We start from the raw sequence: 21520 nt of genomic DNA on the forward strand, positions 1-21520 counted from the left end.
TCAGCATGACGCGGCAAGTGCAGCAAACGCGGCCCGCATCGCGCGTATCGAAGCCGCCGCCGCCCGCCTGGCGGCGACCGGACCCGACACGCCGGCTCAGCCGTCGGGGCAGCCGAAGCAGCGGATCCCGGCGGCGGCCCATGCGCAGGTCGTGCGCGTGAGCTCGGCACCCGAATCTACCGATCGTTGAAACCATCCAAGGGGAAGCTCATGAAATCCGCCTACCTCGTATTCGTGCGCCGCGCGGCGCTCGCCGTCCCGCTCGCGTTCGCGCTTGCCGGCTGCATGTCGTCCACCCCGGTGTGGGACACCCGTTTCGGCGATTCGGTCCGCGCCGTGACCCAGGCCCAGATCATCGACCCGCATGCTGCCGAACACGCGGCGTCGGCATCGCCATCGGGCGTCGACGGCGGTGCCGCCGCGGCCGCGCTCGACAACTACGACAAGTCGTTCAAGCAAACCGTGCCGCCCGCCAATGCGTTCGTGATCGGCATCGGCAAGGCCACCCAGTAACGACGGCACGCTCAGGGAGAACGCCATGAACAGCGCAGCTCGCCATCCGAAAGTCATGCGTCGCAGCCTGCATCGCCAGCGCGGTGCCGTCGCGATCATCGTCGGTCTTTCACTGGCGGTGATGATCGGGTTCGTCGGGCTCGCGCTGGATCTCGGCAAGCTGTACGTCACGCGCAGCGAACTGCAGAACAGCGCCGATGCCTGCGCGCTGTCGGCTGCGCGTGACCTGACCGGGGCCATCAGCCTGTCGGTGGCCGAGGCGGACGGCATCGCCGCCGGCCACCTGAATTTCGCGTTTTTCCAGAACAAGTCGGTGCAGATGTCGACGAACGCGAATGTCACGTTCAGCGACTCGCTGACCGATCCATTCCTGACGAAGAGCGCGGTCACGACGCCGTCGAGCATCAAGTACGTGCAGTGCACCGCGACGCTCAGCAACATCGCGCACTGGTTCATCGAGGTGCTGAACGTGCTGCCGGGCACGAAGCTCGCGAACGCGGCGGAAGTGTCGGCCAGCGCGATCGCAACCGTCGGCGGCGGGCAGACGACCTGCGCGATTCCGGTATTCGTGTGCCGCGCGACCGGTGCGCCGTCCTACAACGTCGGCGACTGGATCTCGTCGCTGTCCGGCTCGTCGACGACCTACGGGCCCGGCAACTTCGGCTGGGCCGCGCTCGACGGGTCGACCAACGAACCGACCATTGCGAGCGAGCTGTCGGGCAACACCTGCAACATCACGAGTCCGCCGGACCTCGGGTCGACGGGCCTGAAGTCGGCATCGCTGCGAGCCTGGAACACGCGCTTCGGCATCTATACGAACGGCGCGAACGGCTCGAGCGGCCAGCCCGACTTCACCGGCTACGCGTATGTCGGGCCGAACTACGGGCCGCCCGGAACGGCCGGCATCAAGGGCGATGCGTACACGCAGTTCGTCACCGACCGGACGACCTTCAAGCCTTACCAGGGCGACGGCGCGCCGCCGTCGGGCAGCGGGATCGCCACCAACGGCACGGTGACGGCGAGCACCTACCAGACCACCGGCGGAGATCGCCGCGTCGCGCTCGCGCCGGAAGGTGACTGCTCGACGCTGAACGGGGCCAGCGGCAAGGTGCACGTCACGCAGTGGGATTGCGTGCTGATGCTCGACCCCGTGCCGTTCAGTCCCGGCAAAGGCGGTATCGTCGCGCACCTCGAATACCTCGGCTCGTCGGTCTCCGGCAACAATCCGTGCGCGACGCACGGCTTGCCCGGCAGCGGCAGCGCGTCGGGGACCCAGGTTCCGATGCTCGTTCAATAGCGGGGAGACGATCATGAAAAAGCCTCCGTTTCGCCGTTCACGCACGCGTGGCGCCGTTGCCGTCGAGTTCGCGCTCGTGCTGATGCCGATGATCATGCTCGCGACCGGTGTGGCCGAGTTCGGCCGCGCGATCTACCAGTTCGAGACGCTGACCAAGGCGACGCGCGACGCGGCGCGCTACCTGTCGGTCTGGTTGCCGACCGACAGCGCGTATCCGGTGTCGCAGGCACAGTGTCTCGTCGTCTACGGCAGCACGACGTGCGGCGCGTCCGGCACCGAGCTGGTACCTGGGCTCACGACGTCGATGGTGACGATCTGCGACGCGCAGCGCACGACCGGCTGCAGCGACGGGTCCGATCCGTCGCAGTTCGCGAACCTGCCGACCTACGACGCGAACAACAACGCGGCGAGCGGAACGGCGACGGGCGCGATCAACATCGTCGAAGTGAAGATCAAGGGCTACCAGTACCAGCCGATCCCCGCGTTCCCGGGGCTGCCGTCGATCACCTTCAACAACATCGTTACCGTGATGAGGCAAGTGTCATGAGCGCGCGCCATGTCCCCCTGTCACGCCGGCGTGCCCAACGCGGCGCGGCGATCGTCGAGTTTGCGCTGATCGCATCGGTGTTGATCATGCTGCTGATCGGCATCTTCGAATTCGGCCGCGTGCTGTTCTACTGGAGCACGGCGAGCGAAGCCGTGCGTCTCGGCGCACGCACGGCGGTGGTGTGCGACGTGAATGCGGCCGGCGTCGTGAAGCGGGTGAGATCGCTGCTGCCGCTGCTGTCGAACGCGAACGTATCGGTGAACTACTCGCCCGCAAGCTGTGACGTGAATTCGTGCGCGTTCGTGACCGTCAGCGTCACGAACGTCACCGTCAAGACGATGATCCCGTTCGTGAACGTCACGGTGACGATGCCGCCGTTCACGACGACACTGCCGCGCGAAAGCCTGACCTCCGCGACCGGCGGCGCCAACTGTAATTGATCGAACAGGCGAGGCACACGACATGATCAACATCCTCGTAGCTTCCGACGACACCGCGCGACTCACGCAGATCGCGCGCCTCGTGGCCGACTGCGGACGCTATCGCGCGACACGCGCGACCGGCCGCCCGTCGCAGATCGAACATCGCACCGACGGGCTCGACGCGTTCGACATCCTGCTGGTCGACGGCACGTCGCTCGAACCGTCCGAACTGTCGGCGATCGAGCGCATCTGCCGCGCGCACGCGGGCCTGACCTGCATCCTCGTGACGCCGGACACGTCGCCGCACGTGCTGCTCGACGCGATGCGCGCCGGCGCACGCGACGTGCTGCAGTGGCCGCTCGATACGCAGGCGCTCGGCAATGCGCTCGAACGCGCGGCCGCGCAAAGCACGCGGCGCGACACCGACGATACGCGGATCGTGTCGTTCATGTCGTGCAAGGGCGGGGCCGGCACGAGCTTCGCGGCCAGCAATGTCGCCTTCGAGATCGCGGAAGGCTTCAAGCGCCGCGTGCTGCTGATCGACCTGAACCAGCAGTTCGCCGACGCGGCGTTTCTCGTCAGCGACGAAACCCCGCCGTCGACGCTGCCGCAACTGTGCGCGCAGATCGAGCGGCTCGACAGCGCGTTTCTCGACGCGAGCGTCGCGCACGTGACCGAAAACTTCCACGTGCTCGCGGGTGCCGGCGACCCGGTCAAGGCCGCCGAGATGCGCGAGGACGCGCTCGAGTGGATCCTGGGCGTTGCTGCGCCGCGCTACGACTTCGTGATCTTCGACGTCGGCGTCTGCATCAATCCGCTGTCGATGGTCGCACTGGATCGCAGCGACCAGATCCAGCTCGTGATGCAGCCCGCGATGCCGCACGTGCGCGCCGGCCGCCGGCTGCTGGAGATCCTCGTGTCGCTCGGCTACTCGACCGACCAGATGCGGCTGATCGTGAACCGCGCGACGCGCGCGAGCGACCGCACGCGGACCGCGCTCGAGGAAGTGCTCGGCCTGCAGGCGGCCTGCACGATTCCCGACGACGCCGACACCGTGCTCGAAGCGATCAACCAGGGGCATCCGGTGTCGCGGCTTGCGCGCGGCAACGCGGTCGTGCGTGCGTTGCAGGGGTGCGCGAAACAACTCGTCGACGGCGAAGTGCGTGCGGGGCACACCGCGGCGAGCAGCGAACCGCTGATGTCCAGGCTTTTCGGCCGCAAGGCCACGCCGAAGCTCAAGTCCATGTAACTCTCTCGGGGAACCATCATGTCATTGCGCGAACAGATGTCGTTGCACCGGGCCCAGCCGCTGGCGGCGGGCAGCGAGCCGGCCGGCCCGGCGCATTCGTCGGTGCGCGACGCATACCAGAAGCTGCGCCGCGAAATCCACCTGGCGGTGCTCGAACGCGTCGAGCTCGAGCGCCTGTCGCGGATGCCGCAGGAATCGGTCCGCATGGAGATCGGCCTGCTGATCACGCGTATCCTCGACGAGGAGCGGCTGCCCGCGAACGACATCGAGCGGCGGCAGCTCGCGATCGACGTGTACGACGAGATGTTCGGCTTCGGCCCGCTCGAAGCGCTGCTGCGTGACCCGACCATTTCCGACATCCTCGTGAACACGTACCGGCAAGTCTATGTCGAGCGCTTCGGTCAGCTCGAATTGACCGACGTGACGTTCTACGACGACGCGCACCTGATGAAGGTGATCGAGAAGATCGTGTCGCGCGTCGGGCGCCGCATCGACGAATCGAGCCCGATGGTCGATGCGCGGCTGCCCGACGGCTCGCGCGTGAACGCGATCATCCCGCCGTCCGCGATCGACGGGCCGCTGATGTCGATCCGGCGTTTCGCGGTCAATCCGTTGAAGATGGACGACCTCGTGCGCTACCACAGCCTGACGCCGCCGATGGCCGAGCTGCTCGACGCGCTGTCGCGCGCGAAGATCAACGTGCTGGTGTCGGGCGGCACCGGCAGCGGCAAGACGACGCTGCTCAACATCCTGTCCGGCTTCATTCCGCGCAACGAGCGGATCGTGACGATCGAGGATGCCGCCGAACTGCAACTGCAGCAGCCGCACGTGCTGCGGCTCGAAACGCGCCCGCCGAACATCGAGGGCAAGGGCGAGATCACGCAGCGCACGCTGGTGCGCAACGCGCTGCGGATGCGCCCCGACCGGATCATCCTCGGCGAAGTGCGCGGCGCGGAAGCGCTCGACATGCTCAACGCGATGAACACCGGCCACGAAGGCTCGCTCGCGACGATCCACGCGAACACGCCGCGAGACGCGCTGACGCGGCTCGAGAACATGATCAGCGTCTCCGGCCTGACGCTGCCGCCGAAGACGATGCGCCAGCAGATCGCGTCGGCGATCTCGGTGGTCGTGCAGGCGGCGCGGCTGACCGACGGCAGGCGCAAGATCGTCAGCATCCAGGAGCTGACCGGGATGGAAGGCGACATCATCAACATGCAGGAGATCTTCACGTTCAAGCGAACGGGTGTGGACCGTGACGGTACGGTACGCGGCCACTTCTGCGCGACCGGCGTGCGGCCGAAGTTCGTCGAGCGGCTGCAGGCATTCGGAATCAATTTGCCGGATTCGCTGTACGACCCGTCTCAGCGGTACGAGACGAACTGACGACAGGGCGCCGGTCGCTGCCGGGGAGGCCTCATGAACACGATCTTTTACGGTTTTGTGATTCTCACCTTCGTCGCGGTGGTCCTCGCGATCGAAGGTGGCTATCAATGGTGGAACGCGCGTCACGGCTCTGCCGCGCGCCGGATCGAGTCGCGGATTCGCGCGATGTCGGCCGGCGGCAATGTCCAGCAGGAACGGCTGTCGATCCTGAAGAAGCGGATGCTCGACGAATCGAAGCCGTTTGACCGGCTGCTGCTGCGCATACCGCGCGTGCATCGCCTCGATCTCGTGATCCAGCAGTCGGGTCTCGACTGGACGCTGCCGAAGCTGATCATGCTCAGCGCGGTGTTCACCGCGTTCGCGTGGCTTGCGCTGAGCTTCGCGACATTGCCGCAGCTCGCTGCGCTGCCGCTCGCGCTGTTCGCCGGATGCCTGCCGATGATGTACGTGATGCGCTGCCGCGGGAAGCGGATGCGCAAGCTCGAGCGGCAGTTGCCGGACATCTGCGACATGATCGCGCGTGCGTTGCGCTCCGGTCACTCGTTCACCAGCACGCTCGGGATGGTCGGCGACGAGTTTCCCGACCCGATGGGGGGCGAGTTCCGCATCACGTTCGACGAGGTGAACTACGGCGTGTCGCTGCACGATGCGCTGATGAACCTCGCGACGCGCGTGCCGGTGCAGGACCTGCGCTACTTCGTGATCGCGGTGCTGATCCAGCGCGAGACGGGCGGCAACCTGGCCGAACTGCTCGACTGCATTTCCGCGCTGATCCGTGAGCGTTTCAAGCTGTTCGACAAGGTGCGCGTGCTGTCGGCCGAAGGACGGCTGTCGGCATGGATTCTCGGGTTGCTGCCGTTCGGCACCGCCGCGGTGATGGCGCTGCTGAACCGCGAATTCCTGTCCGTGCTCTGGGAGGATCCGGCGGGGATCAGGATGGTCGGCGGGATGCTGGTGTCGATGCTGTTCGGCCTGTTCTGGATCCGCCGCATCGTCCGCATTCGCGTCTGACGCGTGTGTCAAATAACGAACCCTTGCGAGGCTGTCATGCAAAATCTGAGCGTGGTCCAGGCCGTGATGCTGGGCGGCTTGTTCATCTTCGTGGCCGGCGGCGTGCTCATCGGGATGCTGCTGTTCGCGCCGCGCAGCATCCAGCGCCGGCTCCAGCAGGCCGGCGGGGCCGGGGCGGGCACGACTGGCGCGGCGGGCACCGGCGACGGCGACGATATGGCGTCGCGCTGGGTCGCGAAGCTGGTCGAGCTGTCCACCCCGATCTCGAAGCTGTCGGTGCCCAAGGAAGGTTGGGAGAATTCACCGCTGCGCATCCGGCTCATGAATGCCGGCTGGCGTAACCAGAGCGCGGCCGCGCTGTACTTCACGGCGAAGACGGCGCTCGCACTCGGGCTGCCGTGCGCGGCGCTGCTGGTGCTGATCACGACGTCGCTTGGCGACGAGCGCGCGATCCTGTCGGTGATCCTCGTCGCGCTCGCCGGGATCGGCTACTACATCCCGAACATCGTGCTGTCGCAACGGGTCAAGGTGCGCCAGCAGAAGATCTTCGAGGATTTCCCGGATGCGCTCGACCTGCTGACGGTGTGCGTCGAAGCGGGGCTCGGGCTCGATGCGGCGCTGATGAAGGTGAGCGAGGAGCTGCGGTTCAGCAGCGAGGTGGTCGCGAGCGAACTCGACCTGCTGCTGCTCGAGATGCGCTCCGGCTTCACGAAGGAGACGGCGCTGCGCAATCTCGCCCTGCGTACCGGCGTGGAGGACATCGAGTCGTTCTGCGCGATGCTGATCCAGGCCGACCGGTTCGGCACGAGCATCAGCGAATCGCTGCGCGTGCTGTCCGACATGCTGCGTACGCGGCGGCGGATGCGCGCGGAGGAGCGGGCCGCGAAGATCGCGCTGAAGCTGCTGTTCCCGCTGATCTTCTGCATCTTCCCCGCGCTGATGCTGGTGCTGCTCGGGCCGGCCATGATCCACGTCTATCGTGTGCTGTTGCCGACGTTCGTGGGCATCGGGCAGTGAGCGGCGCACCGGCGTTGCACCGAGATCGTCGATCGAGGTTTTGCGTGCCGGCCGGCCACCCCCGCCGGCCGGCACGGTAACAGGCTTCATGGAGGCTCCCTCCCCAGGCGGCGCCGCGAGACAGGTTGACCATAGCGGCGTCAATGCATCCTGGACCCATGGTCGGCCATGGAACTAGCCGTAGTCCACCGCCCACGCGGGTGGCCCCCTACTGCTTTCGAGAAACCTGCGACGAGGAATCGGCGCGGGCGAGCGCGAAGCGGATCGATGAAACCCGAGTTTACGCGCCGCGCACCCCAGTGAGCGGGCTTGGTTCACGTCAGCGGCCGGATTTCCCGCCGGACGAGAGCGGCCGGGACCCGTCGCATGTGTCATGTCGACACGCGGCAGGCATGCCGGCGTTCGCGATGGCATTGCGATAATCAGTCGCAGTCCTGTTGAAGTGCCGGCGAAACAGGTGCGCCAGGTAGTCGCCGCTTCCGAGCCCGCAGCGGCGCGCGATGGAGTCGATCGGAAGCGCGGTGCGTTCGAGCATCATGCACGCATGTGAAAGTCGGACGTGCGTCAGATAGGCGATGGGCGTCGTGCCGATTACCCGCGTGAAATTGCGCAGCAGGGTACGCTCGCTCATTGCGACGAGACCGGCGGCCTGTCGCACCGTCACCGGGTTGGCGAAGTTGCATGCCATCCACTCGGCAACGTGCCGAATTTTCGTCGACATCGGCCATTCGTTCAGCGGCGCTCGAATCATCGCGGTTTCATCCGGTCGCCCCGTGTTCGCGACGCTATCGTTCGACGAATGAAACGAAATCGTGTTGTTACGCCGAAGCGATTCGCTATTCATGTCATCTTCTCTGCAATGGCAGATCGGGCATGCAAAGGGGCGGATATCCGAGTTAAATGGCAGCAAGCATGGTGTCCTGTCGTGGGTGAGCGGGTATTGTCGACGGTGCTTCGGACAGATGGTGTCCTGATGCATGACAAGGTGCTCGTCATCTGACGATTCGTTGCGGCGCAGGTCTTGATGATTCGGATTCCGTATCTGTACGATTCTTGTCGACGAGGTCTCGATTGCGACTGCGCCGTCCCGCTATTGATTCCCATCATGAGATTCAACCATCGCATCGAGCTGGGTAGCGATCAGTGCGAGCAGATCCCGCCGCACGAAGATGCGTCCGTCGGGCAGGCGCGCGGCCGACGCATGCAGAGAGCGTCCGAGCGTGTCGAGCGCCGAGCGGATGTCGAGCGTGCCGGCGATGGCCCAGTGGCCCGAGCGGTGCGGAGGAAGCTCGCTTTCATCACCGGCAAACAGGGCGATTTCGGTGCGAGCGTGATCGAGCGACCTGCTCAATGCACCGTTTGCGCCGATACAGTTCCAGCAGAATCCATCGGGCCGACGCGCAGCGGGTTTGACGACATGGACGACGATGTCGGCGCCGGCGGCAGCACGATCGCGTGCGATCCGCCAATCCAGTCGAATCTGTCTCGATCGTGGTCCGGCGAGCCATGCTTGAGCGTCGTGTTCGTCGATTCCCCACAACCGCAACGCAATGCGAAGTGCCGCTCCGTCGCCGTGTACGGCGCGCGCATTCGATGCGTTGTCGAGGTTCGGGTTACCGATGGGTCGGGTCATGGGTTGTATGCGCAAGTGAAGGGATGACCATGGTGTGCCTCCATCGGGTCAAAATGTGTCCCGTTCCGCGCAGAAATGCAGATCACGCATGACCGAACGGGATCGCGCGAATCCCTGGAGGGCGCATGCTGTTGCCGTCGTCGTCCGGTGCCGGGCCGGCGCGCTTGCGTTGCGCGCGTGCAATGTCGCGCGAACCATCGCGACATGGGCCCTTGGCCGGGCATCGGGACGCCATTTGTCCCGATGCGCCGCTAATGTTGCGATCCGTATGACCGACGAAGCCGGATACACCACGGCAATCGAGCGGAGTTGACCGCGAGGCGTTCGTCGGCCTGATCGGAAAGTTCTCTCCGAACAAAAGGTCGGGGAGATTTCGCGGCGCCCGAATTTCCGTTGAAAGCGGCGTCGGTCCAGTGCCGTCGCTTCGGTCCAGGCTTTGTCGCCATGTCAGGCCGCAGGACCGAATCGATGTGCGTACAACGTCATTCGAGGATTGAACATGACCAGTTTCCCGTCACCGCTCGAGAGTCTTGCAGCGTTTGCCATCGCGTTCGCCGCTGGGGTGTTGTCAACGGCCGCACTCGTCAAATACATCGACAAGGTGGGTGCCGATGCAAGGCGGGAGGCCATTGAAGGCAGCTGAGCGCGCCTTCGGGCGCCAACATGCCGGATTGCCGGAGAGTGGTTCAGGTCGCGCGGGCATACCGACGGCGTTGCCTGAATCTCCGACTTTCGGGCAGATCTCCGATCGCAGGAGAGGGCATTCAAGAAATCGGGTCAGGTGTCGTTAACCATTGAAGTTCCATTTTCAACGCCCGGATTGATCGCCATGCCAGACCTCGATCGCGACATCATGCGCTTGTTGCCGGATGCCGGCACCCAGGCGGATTACGTGAGCACGCCAGACCTGTATTCGCGCATGCAGGAGACCGTGCCCGACATCCCGTCGATCAAGACCGTGCTGCGTCGTCTCTCCGAACTGGAGGCACGCGGCCTCGTCGAGACCGATCGGCGCGGTACGGCATCGGTATGGCGGCGCAAGGCCGGTGCGAGCGGAATGGCGGCGAAGGCCGGTTCGATCATGAGCTTCGATGAGGCGCTCGCGCTGCAGACGCTACGGCGCTTTTCATCGCGGCAAATTCCGGGGCTCGTTGCCGATTCGATTTCCGCGCTGTTTCAGATCGCCGAAACGCGGCTGCAACGGCCGGTCAGCGAATCCGAGCGCAAGTATGCCCGCTGGACCACCAAGGTCGCGGTCGAGAGCGGCGGCTTCTCGCTGCACTATCCGGCAATCGATCGCAAGATTTTTGCGGCGGTGTCGCGCGCGCTGTTCGAAGAGCGCAAATTGCGGATCGTTTACCGGCCGCGCCACAACGCGGACAACGAAAAGTCGAAGGTCGTGCTGCCGCTCGGCCTCGTCGAAGTGGGCGGCCTCGTCTACATGGTCGGCGGCACGGAAGGCCGGCCGGAACCGACGCTGTACCGTATGGACCGGCTCTGGCGCGCCGAGGCGATGCTCGAACCGTTCGACTATCCCGTGTCGTTTTCGCTCGAGGTCTACGTCAAGCAGCAGCGTCGCTTCGACTTCATGGTCGACAAGGAAGTGGCGCTTTCGCTCAAGTTCGTCAACCAGGCCGGTGACCATCTGCTGGAGGCGCCGCTGTCGCTCGACCAGACGACACATCGCGCAGGCGATGCGCTGTTCGTGCAGGGCACCGCGATGCTGAGCCAGCGGTTGCGCTGGTGGCTCCGGTCGTTCGGACCGAACGTCGAGGTGCTGGGTCCGGCGAGCCTGCGCGCCGAGCTGGCAGCCGAGGCACGTGCGCTCGCGCAGATCTACGGCGAATAGCGGGCGACTCATGGCACTGATCTTTCCGAGTGGCTGGGACGCGCTTGCCGTCAGTGGCGCGGCACGGCGCGAAATCGAGACGCTCGAGACGTTGCGCGACAGCTTGCCGGACAGCTACACCGTCTACCACGGCGTGCACTGGACCCAGCTCGACAAGGGTTTTGCCATTTTCGGCGAGGCCGATTTCGTGATCGTGGGGCCATCGGGCCGTGTGCTGGTGATCGAGCAGAAATCCGGCGCGCTCGAAGAAACACCCGACGGACTGGCCAAAGTTTACGGGGCGACCCGAAAGAGCGTGTCGTCGCAGTTGGCCAGGACGATCGCGGGCATGCACGGCCGTTTCAAAGCGGCGTTCGGGGCGATGCGGTATCGGCTCGAGGAGTTGCTGTACTGTCCGGACTACCGTGTGGCGCAGCCGGAAATCGCCGGCGTCAACCCGGAGCGGATCGTCGACTCGGAACGCCGCGCCGCGCTGCCGTCGATCATCCAGACCATCCTTCCCGCCGACGAGCCGCGCTTTCCCGGCGCCGACCGGATTCACGCGTTCCTGGCCGACGAGTTGTCACTGATCCCGGACGTGGGCGCGACGATCGGCGAGGCGGCTCGCATCGTCACGCGGATTTCGGGCGGCCTCGCGACGTGGGCGCGTGCGATCGAATGCCGGCCGTTCCGCCTGCGGGTGATCGGCACGGCCGGCTCCGGCAAGACGCAGCTCGCGCTACGCGTGCTCGAAGACGCGTCGAAGGCCGGCCGGCGCGCGCTCTATCTGTGCTTCAACCGGCCGCTGGCCGATCATCTGCGGCGGATCGCGCCGGCCGATGCCACGGTGCTCACCTATCACATGCTCTGTCAGCAGGCCGCAACCCGGCACGGCGAGACGCTCAACTTTTCCGACGGTGCCGTGTTCGAGCGGCTCGAACGCGTGTTCGGGGAGTCGCCTCCGAGCGACGCCGAGCGTTTCGACACGATCATCGTCGACGAGGGGCAGGACTTTCTGCAGGAATGGGTGGCGCCGATCGAGCGCCTGCTCCGTGGCGACGGGCGGTTGTGGTGGCTCGAGGATCCGATGCAGAACCTCTATCTGCGAGACGGCGTCGAGCTGCCGGGCTGGGTCGAGGTGAGGGCAGTGTCGAACTATCGCAGTCCGCGGGACATCGTGCGCTTCGTCGGTGCGTTCGCAGGCGCACCGATGGGATTCGAGGCGGCGAGCCCGTTCGACGGCTTGGATGTCGGCCTCATGACCTACGCCGATACAAGTGCCGCGCAGACGACGCGGCAGGCGATCGATGCCGCGCTCGCGGCCGGTTTCGCACTGCCGGATATCGCGCTGCTCAGTTTTCACGGACGAGACAAGTCGCTGTTCACCGTGCTGGACCGGCTCGGCAGGCACACATTGCGCAGCTTCACCGGCACATACGATGCACACGGCGAGCCGGTTTACCGGGACGGCGAGTTGCGGTTCGAATCGGTGTTCAGGTTCAAGGGGCAAAGTGCGCCGTGCGTGATCCTGACCGAGGTCGATTTCGAGAAATTCGACGAGATCGCGCTGCGCCGGCTGTTCGTCGGCGCCACGCGCGCGACCGTCAAGCTGATCGTCGTGATGTCCGATCGCGCCGCACGGATGTTGATGGAGCGGATCGGGTAGCGGGCTAAACCGGGAGCGGGACAGCCCATGACGTGTGCGTCCCCTGCCATGGATTCATCATCGTTGGGGTGTCGTTCATGCAGATGTCGTGGGGGCTATTGGGCCCTGAATCGCTGATGGTTGAACGCCGGACGCGGACGCTGAATCTCGGCGCGTCAGTGCGGGCGTTCAACGAACTGGCGGTGCCGGGGCTGGGCGGGCTGTGGTTCGCCAAGCAGTTGTTCATGGCCACGCTCGGGGTGCGCGCGGCGGAACAAGCGCGTGCGAGCCGGCTGAAGGTGACCAATATCGAAGCGGGAAACGCGATCGAGGCGATTGCGTGCTGGTCCGGGTTCCGCCGCAACGGACATGCGCAGGATGCACGCCTGCGCGGATTTCGCAAGCTCGACGGCCAGCAGAACCTGACGTTCGCGCGGGTACGCAAGCCAGGATTCTATGTCAGCCAGCCGATGCGCATGTCGACCGTTCAGGCGCTGCCGTCGCTCGGTCTCGTCGAGACCGGCGCGAGCCGGTTCAATGCGTTCCGCTGCACGTCGACCGGGGCTGCGCTGATCGACGCGCAGGCCAGCCGTTACGAGCCGTGCTACTACTCGCACGGCGTGCTGGATTATCTGGTGCATTGGATGAGCCGCGGCGAGCGTCTGACGGACAAGGACGAGCTGGCCGATGCGTTGTCGCCGCTGGTGCCCATGGCGCCGGATGCGCTGCAACTGGTCGCGCAGCAGTTGCGCGTCGGCGGTGGCGACACGGATGCCCGGCAGGCGAGGCGCCGGGCCGCGCTCGCGTGGGTGAACACGGTGCGCGAGGGGGGCGACGAGGATCGCACGCTCGGTTGGGACCGGCGGCCCGGCGCGATCGATGATGCGCACTGGAACGACTTGCGCGCGGGTGCCCGGCTGTTTCGTGCCCGGGACGAAGCGCTGGCCGTGCTCGATGCGCTGGAAAGCGCGATTGCGGCCAATGGAAGCCGGCCTTGCTTCGTGCTCGGCACTCCCATTCCCGATGCCGTTGCGGAGCGGCTCGAGATGCTTGCCGTCGCCGCGCAAGCGTTCCTCGACGAAGGACATGACGATGTCGGCGCGAATCAGTTTTGCCGCGAATGTATCGATCCCGATCATACGAAACGCCTGGAGACACTGGTGATGCGAGATGAACGGGTCTTGCGCTTCAAGCATGGGCAGGTCGTTCCGGGGCCGGCCTTTCGGGCCGGCGCGACCGCTGCGGCGGAGCCGGCCGAATCCGACGAAGCGGCGCCGACGGTGCGCGCGGGGATCGTCTGGCCCGTGGGCATCTCGTATCGCATCCAGAACCTGTTCCTGCTGAATGCCGATCTGCACGGCCAGCTCGAACACTGGCTCGAACCCCGCAACCCGGAGGCAGGCGCATGAGCGGGAACGCACAGGCCGTCAGGCGGCCGTCGCTGGCACAACTGTTCGATGCGCCGGATGCCTATCTCGGTCACTTCGGGTGGCTGTGCGGTTATTCGGCCGATGCGGCGTTTCTCAACGACGCGCAGGAGCGCTTTACAGGCCAGACCCATGCGCGGCGAGCGGCCGGCGGCCGCGTTGCGCTCGCCATGATGCTCGATCCGGGCAATCCGCTGATCACGGTGGTCGACGTGCCGGGCCTGATTCATCTGCCCGTGCGAAGCGGCCTGGTGCGTCCATTCCGTCTGTTGCACGCGAAAGTGGCGTTGCTTGGCTTTCGTCATCAGGAGGACGCCTCGCGTTGGCGCGTGCGCCTGATCGTCTCCACCGGCAACTGGACGCGCCAGACGCTCGAGGACAGCCTGGATCTCGTGTGGAGCATCGACGTCGCCAGCGACGCGCTGGCCGCCGGCGACGTCGACACGAAGACGGCGTGTGCCGACGTGCGTGCGGCGTGGAGAATGATCGAGCGGCTCATGCCGCATTTCGATGCGCGCATCTTCTCGGCCATTGGCGGGGCGTTGCCGGGGGAATCGGCGCACGCGGATGGACAATTGCGCCAGTGGATTGCGCAGTGCGAGCAGGCCGCCGGTCGCGCACGCCCTCGCTTCATCGACAACTGGGACAAGCCGTTGCTGACGCAACTGCCCGCGTTGGCGGAGCGTGCGGCGGGTGGGGCGGCGTGCAACCGGCTCGCGATGGGCTCCGGTTTCTTCGAGTCGGTACCGGACAAAGCCGGTGGCGCGCCGCCTTCGCTGCTGAAGATCATCGCCGAGCTGCAGCGCGCCGGTCGAATCACCGCGAACTGTCAGATCGACGTGTTCGTCAATCCCGACGCGTGCCAGGCGGTCGCAAGCTCGGTCACCGCACTGGCGGAGCATGGCGTGACGGTGCGAAGCGCGCACGCGCCGGAAGCCGTGTTCGGCAAGGCGGCGAACGAGCGGCGGTTGCTGCACGCCAAGTTTCTGTTCGCCGCGAACGAGCGCGGCAACTCCAATGCATGCACGAGCGCGTGGCTCTATCTGGGTTCGGGCAACCTGACGAAGCCGGGTTTCCTGTCGTCCGCCAATACGCGCGGCGGCAACCTGGAAGCCGGAGTCGTGTTTGCCGCCGATCAATTGCAATGGGAGGCGCGGCGCGGTGTGCCACCGGAGCAGGTCGTCGGCAACGTGCTGCCGGTGCATCGCGGCGCATCCATCGAGACCGATCAGGCGCTCACGCCGGGTGCCGACATGCCCGAGCGTCCCGACGAATGCGTGGCGGCGCCGGTTGCATGGTTGACCTGGTGCGACGCCGATGCGTCCGGGCCGGCCGGATTGCGCCCGTCCGAACCGATGGACGGGTTGTCGCAAATGGACGTGCTCGATCCCGCCGGGGCACCGTGCGTCAGGCGCGCCGATACGTTCGTGTGGCCGGGCGATCGTCCGCGGCAAGTCGAGGTTCGCTGGGTCGATGCGGCCGGCTCGGGCAGTGCCACCGTACCCGTGCTCGACGAGTTCGGGCGGGTTGCCGCGACGCCCCTCACGTCGCTGGACGTCGACGAAATCTGGTGGCAGCTCGCCAGCTTTCCGATGGCACCGGACGACGATGGGCCGGATCGCTTCGGCGAAGGCTTCGATCCGGCACTCACCGTTGCATCCGGGGTCGCGACCGCCGACGGGCGCACTTACCCCATCCGCCAGATGATGGAACTCGTCGAGAACATCGCGCAGCGCCAAACGGCGATCGACGTGGCGGACTGGCCCGCGTGGTGCAGCAGGCTGGAGCAGACGCTCGCTCGCGCCGCGGACAGCGCCGGGGTAACGGCCTTTGCCGAACTCAAGCTGAATCCCTTGTCACCGTTGCGGGCAGCACCCTTCCGGCCGGTGTTCGCGGAAACCGGCAACAGCGTTGCCGGTGAGCGATATGAAGCGGCACTGACGACCATTGAACAGGCTTGGGCGGTCGACATGCTGCCGCCCTTGGGGAGCACGAGATGAAGCACGTATTCGAAGGGTGGGAGGCGGTCGGTGCGCGGCTGATGGGCCTCGCCGACGCCGCACAGGCCACGGCCGACGAGCCGGCGCGGGCCGCCGGCTGGCGACTGAACGACGGGCAGCGCGCGAGCCTGCGCGCAATTGCCCGCCGGTTGCCCGAGAATGGGCTGATCATCGCGGACGAGGTCGGCATGGGCAAGACTCGGATCGCGGTAGCCGTCGCGCGGGCCGTGATCGATTGCGGCGGGCGTGTCGCGATCCTCGTGCCGCCCGGTCTCGGATATCAGTGGCGTTCGGAATTGCGAGACGGGAAGGTGCAGTCGCCGCTGCTGTTGCGCAGTCTCTGGCAATACTTGTGCGCATGGCAAAACGACGATCCCGCGCTGCGTAAGCCCTGGTTCGACGAACGCGCGGTACTGATCTCGCATGCATTTGCCAACTGGTCGCTCGGCGGAAACCGTCACGCATGGCGCTGGCGGCTGCTGCCGGCGCTCTGCGCACGCTGGCGTGAACCCCGGCGCGGTAGCCAGCCGTCACGGCGCGGCGATCGCGAACTGGAATACCTGCGCCGTGCGGTGGCCGGCATCGTCGAGGCGGCGTCGATGGAGGCGGACGGGCCGATGGCGCAGCGTCTGACCACGCTGGTCGGCGAGATGATGCCGGCAGACGGGCGCCGTATGGGCCTGAACGACGCGGCAGCGTACCGCAGCGGCGGTACGCTGCGCCCGGCCCTCGAGCGCGCGGTCGGAACGGGCCTTGGCGCGTTCGATCTGGTCATCATCGACGAGGCCCACAAGAGCCGTGGCGACGACAGCGGCTTGTCGAGACTGCTCGACAACGTGGTGCTCGCGTCGCCGTCCGCACGGCGCATTGCGCTGACGGCGACACCGGTGGAACTCGATTCCGGGCAATGGAAGCAGACGCTGGCACGCATCGGCGCCGATACCGAAACGGTGGGCAACGTGATCGAGCAGTATTCGCAGGCGGTCCGGCGGGTTCGTCAATGTATCGGCAACGACGACGCACGCGACGCCTACAAGACGGCGGCATCGGCGTTTCGCGATGCGCTCGCGCGCTGGGTGCTGAGGCGCGACAAGCGCAATGACCGCTACGTACAGGCGTTCGCACGAATGGCGGGCGAACCGGGGCACGCGTATCGGCGCGAACGCGAGATCGTGGTCGATACCGCTCAGCTCGACGACGGGTGGAAGCAGGCGGTATGTGCGGCCGAGTCCCTGTCGTTCGTCGGCCGGCAAGCGGACGCCGACTGGTCGAGCATGGCATCACGTTTGCGGCTGACGATGGGGAACGGCCACGGCATCGCGACGCTGATGGATCGTGCGACACACGATGCCGAGGCCGATCGCAAGCAGGAGGAGCATGATCAGAAGGCGTCGGCCGAACCGGTGAGGGCGGATCAGCCGTCCGACGCCGACGACAAGGCCCGACAACGCGCGCAATTCTGGATCGACGTCGCAACGCGCCCGTTTGGCGATGGACAAGGCCCGCTTTACGACCATCCCGCGATCCTGGCTGCCGTCGCCGCGATCGAGGCCGTCACGCGGCGCGGTGAAAAGGTGCTCGTGTTCGGCCGGTTCACGCGCCCGTTGCGGGCGTTGGTTGATCTCCTCAATGCGCGCGAGATGCTGACCTGTCTCGACGCAGGCAAGCCGTGGCCACAGAGCAAGTTGCATGATCGCGAGTGGCCTGCGGTGCAGGCGGCACATCGTCAATTGAAGCGCGCCGGCGCGCTTGAACGCAGCGAGCTCGAACACGCGCTCGGGCAGAACTACAGGGCACTCGAGAGCGAGCGCGAAAAATATCGCGGCGACTTGCTGAGTCTGATCGAGCAGGGCTGGGCCGGCGACACGTCGAATCCCTGGGCGAGAAATCTGTTCGATGCATTCGGGCGGGCCGCCGACACGCGGCGCGCCGGCAGTGCCGACGCGAATCCGCGTGCCCTTGTCGCACGCGCGATGCACGCGCTACGGGGCAACGATCTGGAGCGGCGCGATCCGTCGGCTTATGCGGCGGCCTTCATCGAGTTGGTCGAAGCGACCAGCGATCGCGACGTCGAGCAGGTCGACATGGATGCCGCTGGCGACGCGGATTTCGATGACGTCGATTTCAATGCGGCATGGAAGACGATCGAAGACCGTCTGAACGAAGAGTTCAACCGTCCCGAGGGCGGCTTCGCCCGCCTGATGCACGGCGACACGAAGCCGGAGACGCGCCGGATGCAGCAACTTGCGTTCAATCGGGCGCATGTCTATCCGCGCGTGCTCGTCGCGCAGTCGATGGTCGGGCGCGAAGGGCTCAACCTGCACCGTGCATGCCGAACCGTGGTGCTGTTGCATCCGGAATGGAATCCCGCGGTTGTCGAGCAGCAGATCGGGCGCGTCGACCGCCTCGGCAGTCTTTGGGAGTCGCTGATCGAAGCCGGGAGACACGTCGAACAACCGCACGACGTCCCGCGAATCGAGTTTTGCCCGGTCGTATTCAAGGGGACCTACGACGAAGTGAACTGGCGCGTGCTGCACGAGCGCTGGGAAGATCTGCGCGCGCAGCTGCACGGTGTCGTCGTCTCGTCGAATCTGGCAGATCGTCACCCGGAGCTGGCCGCATGGATCGACGAGATCAACGACGCTGCGCCGGATTTCACGCCGCCGCCGGAATCCACTGCCGAACCGTCCAGCGTCATGCAGCGCACGGCGCAGAACGATGACCAGTTCGGGGCGCGCGATACCGGACAGGAGCGTCGCGGCTGACGCTGTCTGCCAGGGCATGCAATTGCCCGGCGCGGGCATCCGTGTGCGACTGCCCGCGCCGGGCGGCGCGCCCCGATCACGCGCCACGCACATTGCATTCACTCCACCGCGGGCTCCGGACATGAATTGTCCAAAGCCCGCTTTATCTTTCGTTGCCTGCAGGTTCCGGCATCGGTTCGTGCCCTAAAGATCGGCATGCAAATGCCGTTAGATCCGTTGCCGCCGTCTACTCCCGGCGCGCAGGCCGGGCACGGGGGAACGATGCCGGCAGGCTCACTTCATCATGTCACTGGATTTTCATGCAAAGCGCGCGGGCAGGACACGCTGAACTCGGCAAGGTGATCGATCAGATCCGGACCATCATCTCGAGCGACGACTCGGTCGGCAACTACTTCGACGACGAACATCGATGGTTGAACGACCGCGAGCGAATCTGGCGGAACGACGTGTTCCGTATCGGCCTGCTGGGCGTTACCAGTTCCGGAAAGTCGACGCTCGTCAATGCGCTGCTCGGTGCGGAGCTGCTGCCGCGCGCGGTGCGCCCGAGCTCCAACAGCCTGGTCGTGTGCGAATGGGGCGAACAGCTCGAATGCACGATCCATTTCGACGCGCCTGGCGTGAAGCCGAAGCTGTTGACCGGCGGCACCATCACCAAACGGCTCAAATTCTACGCGGACGAAGAGACCAATCCGGGCAACCGCGAAGGCGTCGCGGAGATCCGGCTGCGCTCGCCGGATTTCCGGTTCCGGCGCGGCGTTGCGTTGATCGATACGCCGGGACTCGATGCGGCGGGCCATGACGACCATGAGCGGCTGACCCTGGAGGTGCTGCTGCCGACGGTGGACGTCGTCGTATTCCTGACCACCTGCAAGGCCAATTCCGACGAGAAGATGCGCGACTACGTGTGCATGGCGGACGAACTCGGCAAGCCGATCGTCGTCGTGCAGAACATGATCGACAGCGTGGTCGCGAAGCTGGGGCCGAAAGGCGACGAACAGAAGAGTCGCACCGAGGTGCTCGCCGAGCATCGCCGGCGCGTCGCCGGCGTGATGGGCAAGGCGGGCCTGCCGTCCGTGTCGATCTCCCAGGTCTCGGCCAGGATGGCGCTCGAGCAATGGGACGATCGTTCCGGGATGCCCGAATGCGTCGGGCTGATTCAGCGGCAGCTCGATGCGCTGGCGCCCGCGATCGCCGACGGACGCCGCCGGCAACTGGATGACTGGCTGAACAAGTTGATCGAGCGCGAGCTGAAGCCAGGCGATCAGGCCGCCGTGCTCCGTCGTCAGCGCAAGGAGGCCGAGTGGCTGTCCGTGCTCGGCACGGAGCTTGCCGCGCGTTACGTGTGGTTGCGCGTGGAGGCCGCGCGCGAGTCGACCGAACGCACCGCCGAAGCCGTTGCGCTACGGAGCGAAGCCGCGACGCTGACCGCGACCGGCATCGACGCCGCCTATGCATTGAAGGCGAGCGTCGAGAAATGGCAGAAGCAGTCGGTGAAGGCGCTCAGCGAGTTGAACAAGCGCCTGAATGTGCAAATCGCGGAAGATTGCACCACCCTGAATCTGCGCACCGAGGATATCGACCTTGCCGCGAAGCTGGCGCGACCCGCCAGCACGCTCCAGTTCGAGACAGCCGAACGCTCGCGAACGGTGAAGACCGAACAATCGAGCAACTGGGGCTGGTTGAAGCGCAAGGTCGATTTCTTCGATCAGAACTGGGGCTACAACGAACGAACCGAGAGCTGGACGGAAATACGCAATATCGATGCGTTCCGAAAGGCCGTCGAGCAGGCAGTCGACAAGGAGCTCGACTTCGTCGACGGGTTCGTCGAAGCGGTCGTCAAGCGCACCGAGCAGATCGGCAAGCAATTCAAGGACGAAATCGCGGCGCAGGAGCGAGGCGTGCTCGCGAAGATGTCGGCGGCCAGCGCGATCGTGCAACGCAAGGCCATCGCGCAGCAACTCGAGGCGTTGCTGGTCGAGCCGCGCCAAACGCCCCGTGCTCCGCGTATGGATGCCGACGTCACGCCGATGACCGTGCCCGTCGTCGAGCCCGAATGGCACGACATCGACGTACCGGCGGCCACGGCGTCGATGGCGCGTCTCGCGAAACTGATCTCGCGGCGGCGCTTCCCCGATGTGCGGGATCAGGTGCTGACCGGCGCGACGGCCAGGCGTTCGCGCGACGGCAGGCGCGTGCTGATGCTCGGCTACGACGCGGACAGCCTTGGCGACTTCGTGAACCGGTTCTGGTTCGACGCGCTGACCGTCGATGCGGGCAGGGTGGAGGGCTTCGCGTCGCACTACTTCGACGGGGGCCGCTTTGACCAGATCGCGATGGCCGTGCCGGACGCGGACGCGCTCGACAAGGTGCACGACTTCCTGACGTCACCGTGCGTGATCTTCCTGATGCTGGACATTCAGCAGATCGGCGCGACGAAGAGCGCGCTGGATCGCACCGACATTCGCTACAAGTCGCTCAAGCATCCGATCATCGCCGTCGTGCAATCGATCCGCGAGCTCGAGCAATCCGATTCGATTGCCGAAGCATTGCGCGAGCTGAAGACGCTGTGCGACGAGCGGGGCTATCGGCTTGCAGGCGCGCTGGTCAACGACGAGAAGGACGTCTACTCGATGCTGGCAAACCGCCTGCTGGTTCCGGACACGCCGTTCGCAACCATTGCCGAGGAAAAGCAGTTCATTGGCGGGCTTCCCGAATACAACCGAAAAGATGCCGCCGCGATCATTCGCTCGTGGAAAGCGGTCGCGGCCTGATATCCGTTC

General features: G+C 65.8%; 18 protein-coding genes. 16 read left to right on the top strand and 2 right to left on the bottom strand.

Annotated elements, in window-relative coordinates; translation table 11 throughout:
- The 9 genes from G3N93_RS08755 to G3N93_RS08795 all read left to right on the top strand — a co-directional run.
- Positions 1-190 (top strand): hypothetical protein (locus G3N93_RS08755; RefSeq protein ID WP_206132797.1); only part of this gene is annotated, 190 nt, incomplete at its 5' end.
- A 20-nt stretch (positions 191-210) separates the two neighbouring features.
- On the top strand, positions 211-513 hold the full coding sequence (locus G3N93_RS08760) for a hypothetical protein (RefSeq protein ID WP_174933095.1): 303 nt from the start codon (positions 211-213) through the stop codon (positions 511-513).
- 25 nt (positions 514-538) lie between these two features.
- Positions 539-1810 carry a pilus assembly protein TadG-related protein gene (locus G3N93_RS08765; protein WP_206132798.1) on the top strand — a complete coding sequence of 424 codons (1272 nt, stop codon included), beginning with the start codon at positions 539-541 and terminating at the stop codon, positions 1808-1810.
- A 13-nt stretch (positions 1811-1823) separates the two neighbouring features.
- Complete coding sequence (locus G3N93_RS08770) at positions 1824-2357, top strand: TadE/TadG family type IV pilus assembly protein (protein WP_174933091.1); 534 nt, start codon at positions 1824-1826, stop codon at positions 2355-2357.
- Complete coding sequence (locus G3N93_RS08775) at positions 2354-2797, top strand: TadE/TadG family type IV pilus assembly protein (RefSeq protein ID WP_174933089.1); 444 nt, start codon at positions 2354-2356, stop codon at positions 2795-2797. Before G3N93_RS08770 ends, G3N93_RS08775 begins: the two co-directional genes overlap by 4 nt.
- Positions 2798-2819: 22 nt before the next feature.
- A complete protein-coding gene (locus G3N93_RS08780) occupies positions 2820-4028 on the top strand; it encodes an AAA family ATPase (protein ID WP_206132799.1) in 1209 nt (402 codons plus the stop codon).
- Positions 4029-4046: 18 nt separating this feature from the next.
- On the top strand, positions 4047-5414 hold the full coding sequence (locus tag G3N93_RS08785) for a CpaF family protein (RefSeq protein WP_174933085.1): 1368 nt from the start codon (positions 4047-4049) through the stop codon (positions 5412-5414).
- Between the two features lie 33 nt (positions 5415-5447).
- Positions 5448-6425 carry a type II secretion system F family protein gene (locus G3N93_RS08790; protein ID WP_206124107.1) on the top strand — a complete coding sequence of 326 codons (978 nt, stop codon included), beginning with the start codon at positions 5448-5450 and terminating at the stop codon, positions 6423-6425.
- Between the two features lie 36 nt (positions 6426-6461).
- Complete coding sequence (locus G3N93_RS08795) at positions 6462-7442, top strand: type II secretion system F family protein (RefSeq protein ID WP_206132800.1); 981 nt, start codon at positions 6462-6464, stop codon at positions 7440-7442.
- Between the two features lie 319 nt (positions 7443-7761).
- Here the strand turns inward: G3N93_RS08795 and G3N93_RS08800 are convergent, their stop codons facing one another.
- Complete coding sequence (locus G3N93_RS08800; protein WP_206132801.1) at positions 7762-8286, bottom strand: helix-turn-helix domain-containing protein; 525 nt, start codon at positions 8284-8286, stop codon at positions 7762-7764.
- Positions 8287-8532: 246 nt separating this feature from the next.
- On the bottom strand, positions 8533-9075 hold the full coding sequence (locus G3N93_RS08805) for a hypothetical protein (protein WP_206132802.1): 543 nt from the start codon (positions 9073-9075) through the stop codon (positions 8533-8535).
- A 499-nt stretch (positions 9076-9574) separates the two neighbouring features.
- Between G3N93_RS08805 and G3N93_RS08810 the strand changes: the two genes are divergently transcribed.
- The 7 genes from G3N93_RS08810 (at position 9575) to G3N93_RS08840 (ending at position 21511) form a co-directional block, all read left to right on the top strand.
- Positions 9575-9718, top strand: coding sequence for a hypothetical protein (locus G3N93_RS08810; protein WP_206132803.1), 144 nt, complete (start codon positions 9575-9577; stop codon positions 9716-9718).
- Between the two features lie 186 nt (positions 9719-9904).
- A complete protein-coding gene (locus G3N93_RS08815) occupies positions 9905-10924 on the top strand; it encodes a YafY family protein (RefSeq protein WP_206132804.1) in 1020 nt (339 codons plus the stop codon).
- A gap of 10 nt (positions 10925-10934) precedes the next feature.
- Positions 10935-12569 (top strand): ATP-binding domain-containing protein, encoded by a 1635-nt coding sequence (locus tag G3N93_RS08820; protein WP_206132805.1) that lies wholly within the window; start codon positions 10935-10937, stop codon positions 12567-12569.
- 68 nt (positions 12570-12637) lie between these two features.
- Entirely contained in the window at positions 12638-13957 is a 1320-nt protein-coding gene (locus G3N93_RS08825) for a hypothetical protein (protein WP_206132806.1), read from the top strand.
- Positions 13954-15975 carry a hypothetical protein gene (locus tag G3N93_RS08830; RefSeq protein ID WP_206132807.1) on the top strand — a complete coding sequence of 674 codons (2022 nt, stop codon included), beginning with the start codon at positions 13954-13956 and terminating at the stop codon, positions 15973-15975. Before G3N93_RS08825 ends, G3N93_RS08830 begins: the two co-directional genes overlap by 4 nt.
- A complete protein-coding gene (locus G3N93_RS08835) occupies positions 15972-18740 on the top strand; it encodes a helicase-related protein (protein WP_206132808.1) in 2769 nt (922 codons plus the stop codon). Before G3N93_RS08830 ends, G3N93_RS08835 begins: the two co-directional genes overlap by 4 nt.
- 299 nt (positions 18741-19039) lie before the next feature.
- Positions 19040-21511, top strand: a complete 2472-nt coding sequence (locus G3N93_RS08840; protein ID WP_206132809.1) for a dynamin family protein — start codon at positions 19040-19042, stop codon at positions 21509-21511.
- Positions 21512-21520: the final 9 nt, after the last annotated feature.

The sequence above is a fragment of the Burkholderia sp. Se-20378 genome (assembly GCF_017104665.1).
Lineage (GTDB): Bacteria > Pseudomonadota > Gammaproteobacteria > Burkholderiales > Burkholderiaceae > Burkholderia > Burkholderia lata.

Coding starts and splice junctions, on each gene's coding strand:
- G3N93_RS08795 (WP_206132800.1), top strand. CDS start 6,462: ATGCAAAATCTGAGCGTGGTCCAGGCCGTGATGCTGGGCGGCTTGTTC.
- G3N93_RS08785 (WP_174933085.1), top strand. CDS start 4,047: ATGTCATTGCGCGAACAGATGTCGTTGCACCGGGCCCAGCCGCTGGCG.
- G3N93_RS08815 (WP_206132804.1), top strand. CDS start 9,905: ATGCCAGACCTCGATCGCGACATCATGCGCTTGTTGCCGGATGCCGGC.
- G3N93_RS08830 (WP_206132807.1), top strand. CDS start 13,954: ATGAGCGGGAACGCACAGGCCGTCAGGCGGCCGTCGCTGGCACAACTG.
- G3N93_RS08790 (WP_206124107.1), top strand. CDS start 5,448: ATGAACACGATCTTTTACGGTTTTGTGATTCTCACCTTCGTCGCGGTG.
- G3N93_RS08805 (WP_206132802.1), bottom strand. CDS start 9,075: ATGACCCGACCCATCGGTAACCCGAACCTCGACAACGCATCGAATGCG.
- G3N93_RS08840 (WP_206132809.1), top strand. CDS start 19,040: ATGCAAAGCGCGCGGGCAGGACACGCTGAACTCGGCAAGGTGATCGAT.
- G3N93_RS08760 (WP_174933095.1), top strand. CDS start 211: ATGAAATCCGCCTACCTCGTATTCGTGCGCCGCGCGGCGCTCGCCGTC.
- G3N93_RS08820 (WP_206132805.1), top strand. CDS start 10,935: ATGGCACTGATCTTTCCGAGTGGCTGGGACGCGCTTGCCGTCAGTGGC.
- G3N93_RS08770 (WP_174933091.1), top strand. CDS start 1,824: ATGAAAAAGCCTCCGTTTCGCCGTTCACGCACGCGTGGCGCCGTTGCC.
- G3N93_RS08780 (WP_206132799.1), top strand. CDS start 2,820: ATGATCAACATCCTCGTAGCTTCCGACGACACCGCGCGACTCACGCAG.
- G3N93_RS08775 (WP_174933089.1), top strand. CDS start 2,354: ATGAGCGCGCGCCATGTCCCCCTGTCACGCCGGCGTGCCCAACGCGGC.
- G3N93_RS08835 (WP_206132808.1), top strand. CDS start 15,972: ATGAAGCACGTATTCGAAGGGTGGGAGGCGGTCGGTGCGCGGCTGATG.
- G3N93_RS08800 (WP_206132801.1), bottom strand. CDS start 8,286: ATGAATAGCGAATCGCTTCGGCGTAACAACACGATTTCGTTTCATTCG.
- G3N93_RS08810 (WP_206132803.1), top strand. CDS start 9,575: ATGACCAGTTTCCCGTCACCGCTCGAGAGTCTTGCAGCGTTTGCCATC.
- G3N93_RS08765 (WP_206132798.1), top strand. CDS start 539: ATGAACAGCGCAGCTCGCCATCCGAAAGTCATGCGTCGCAGCCTGCAT.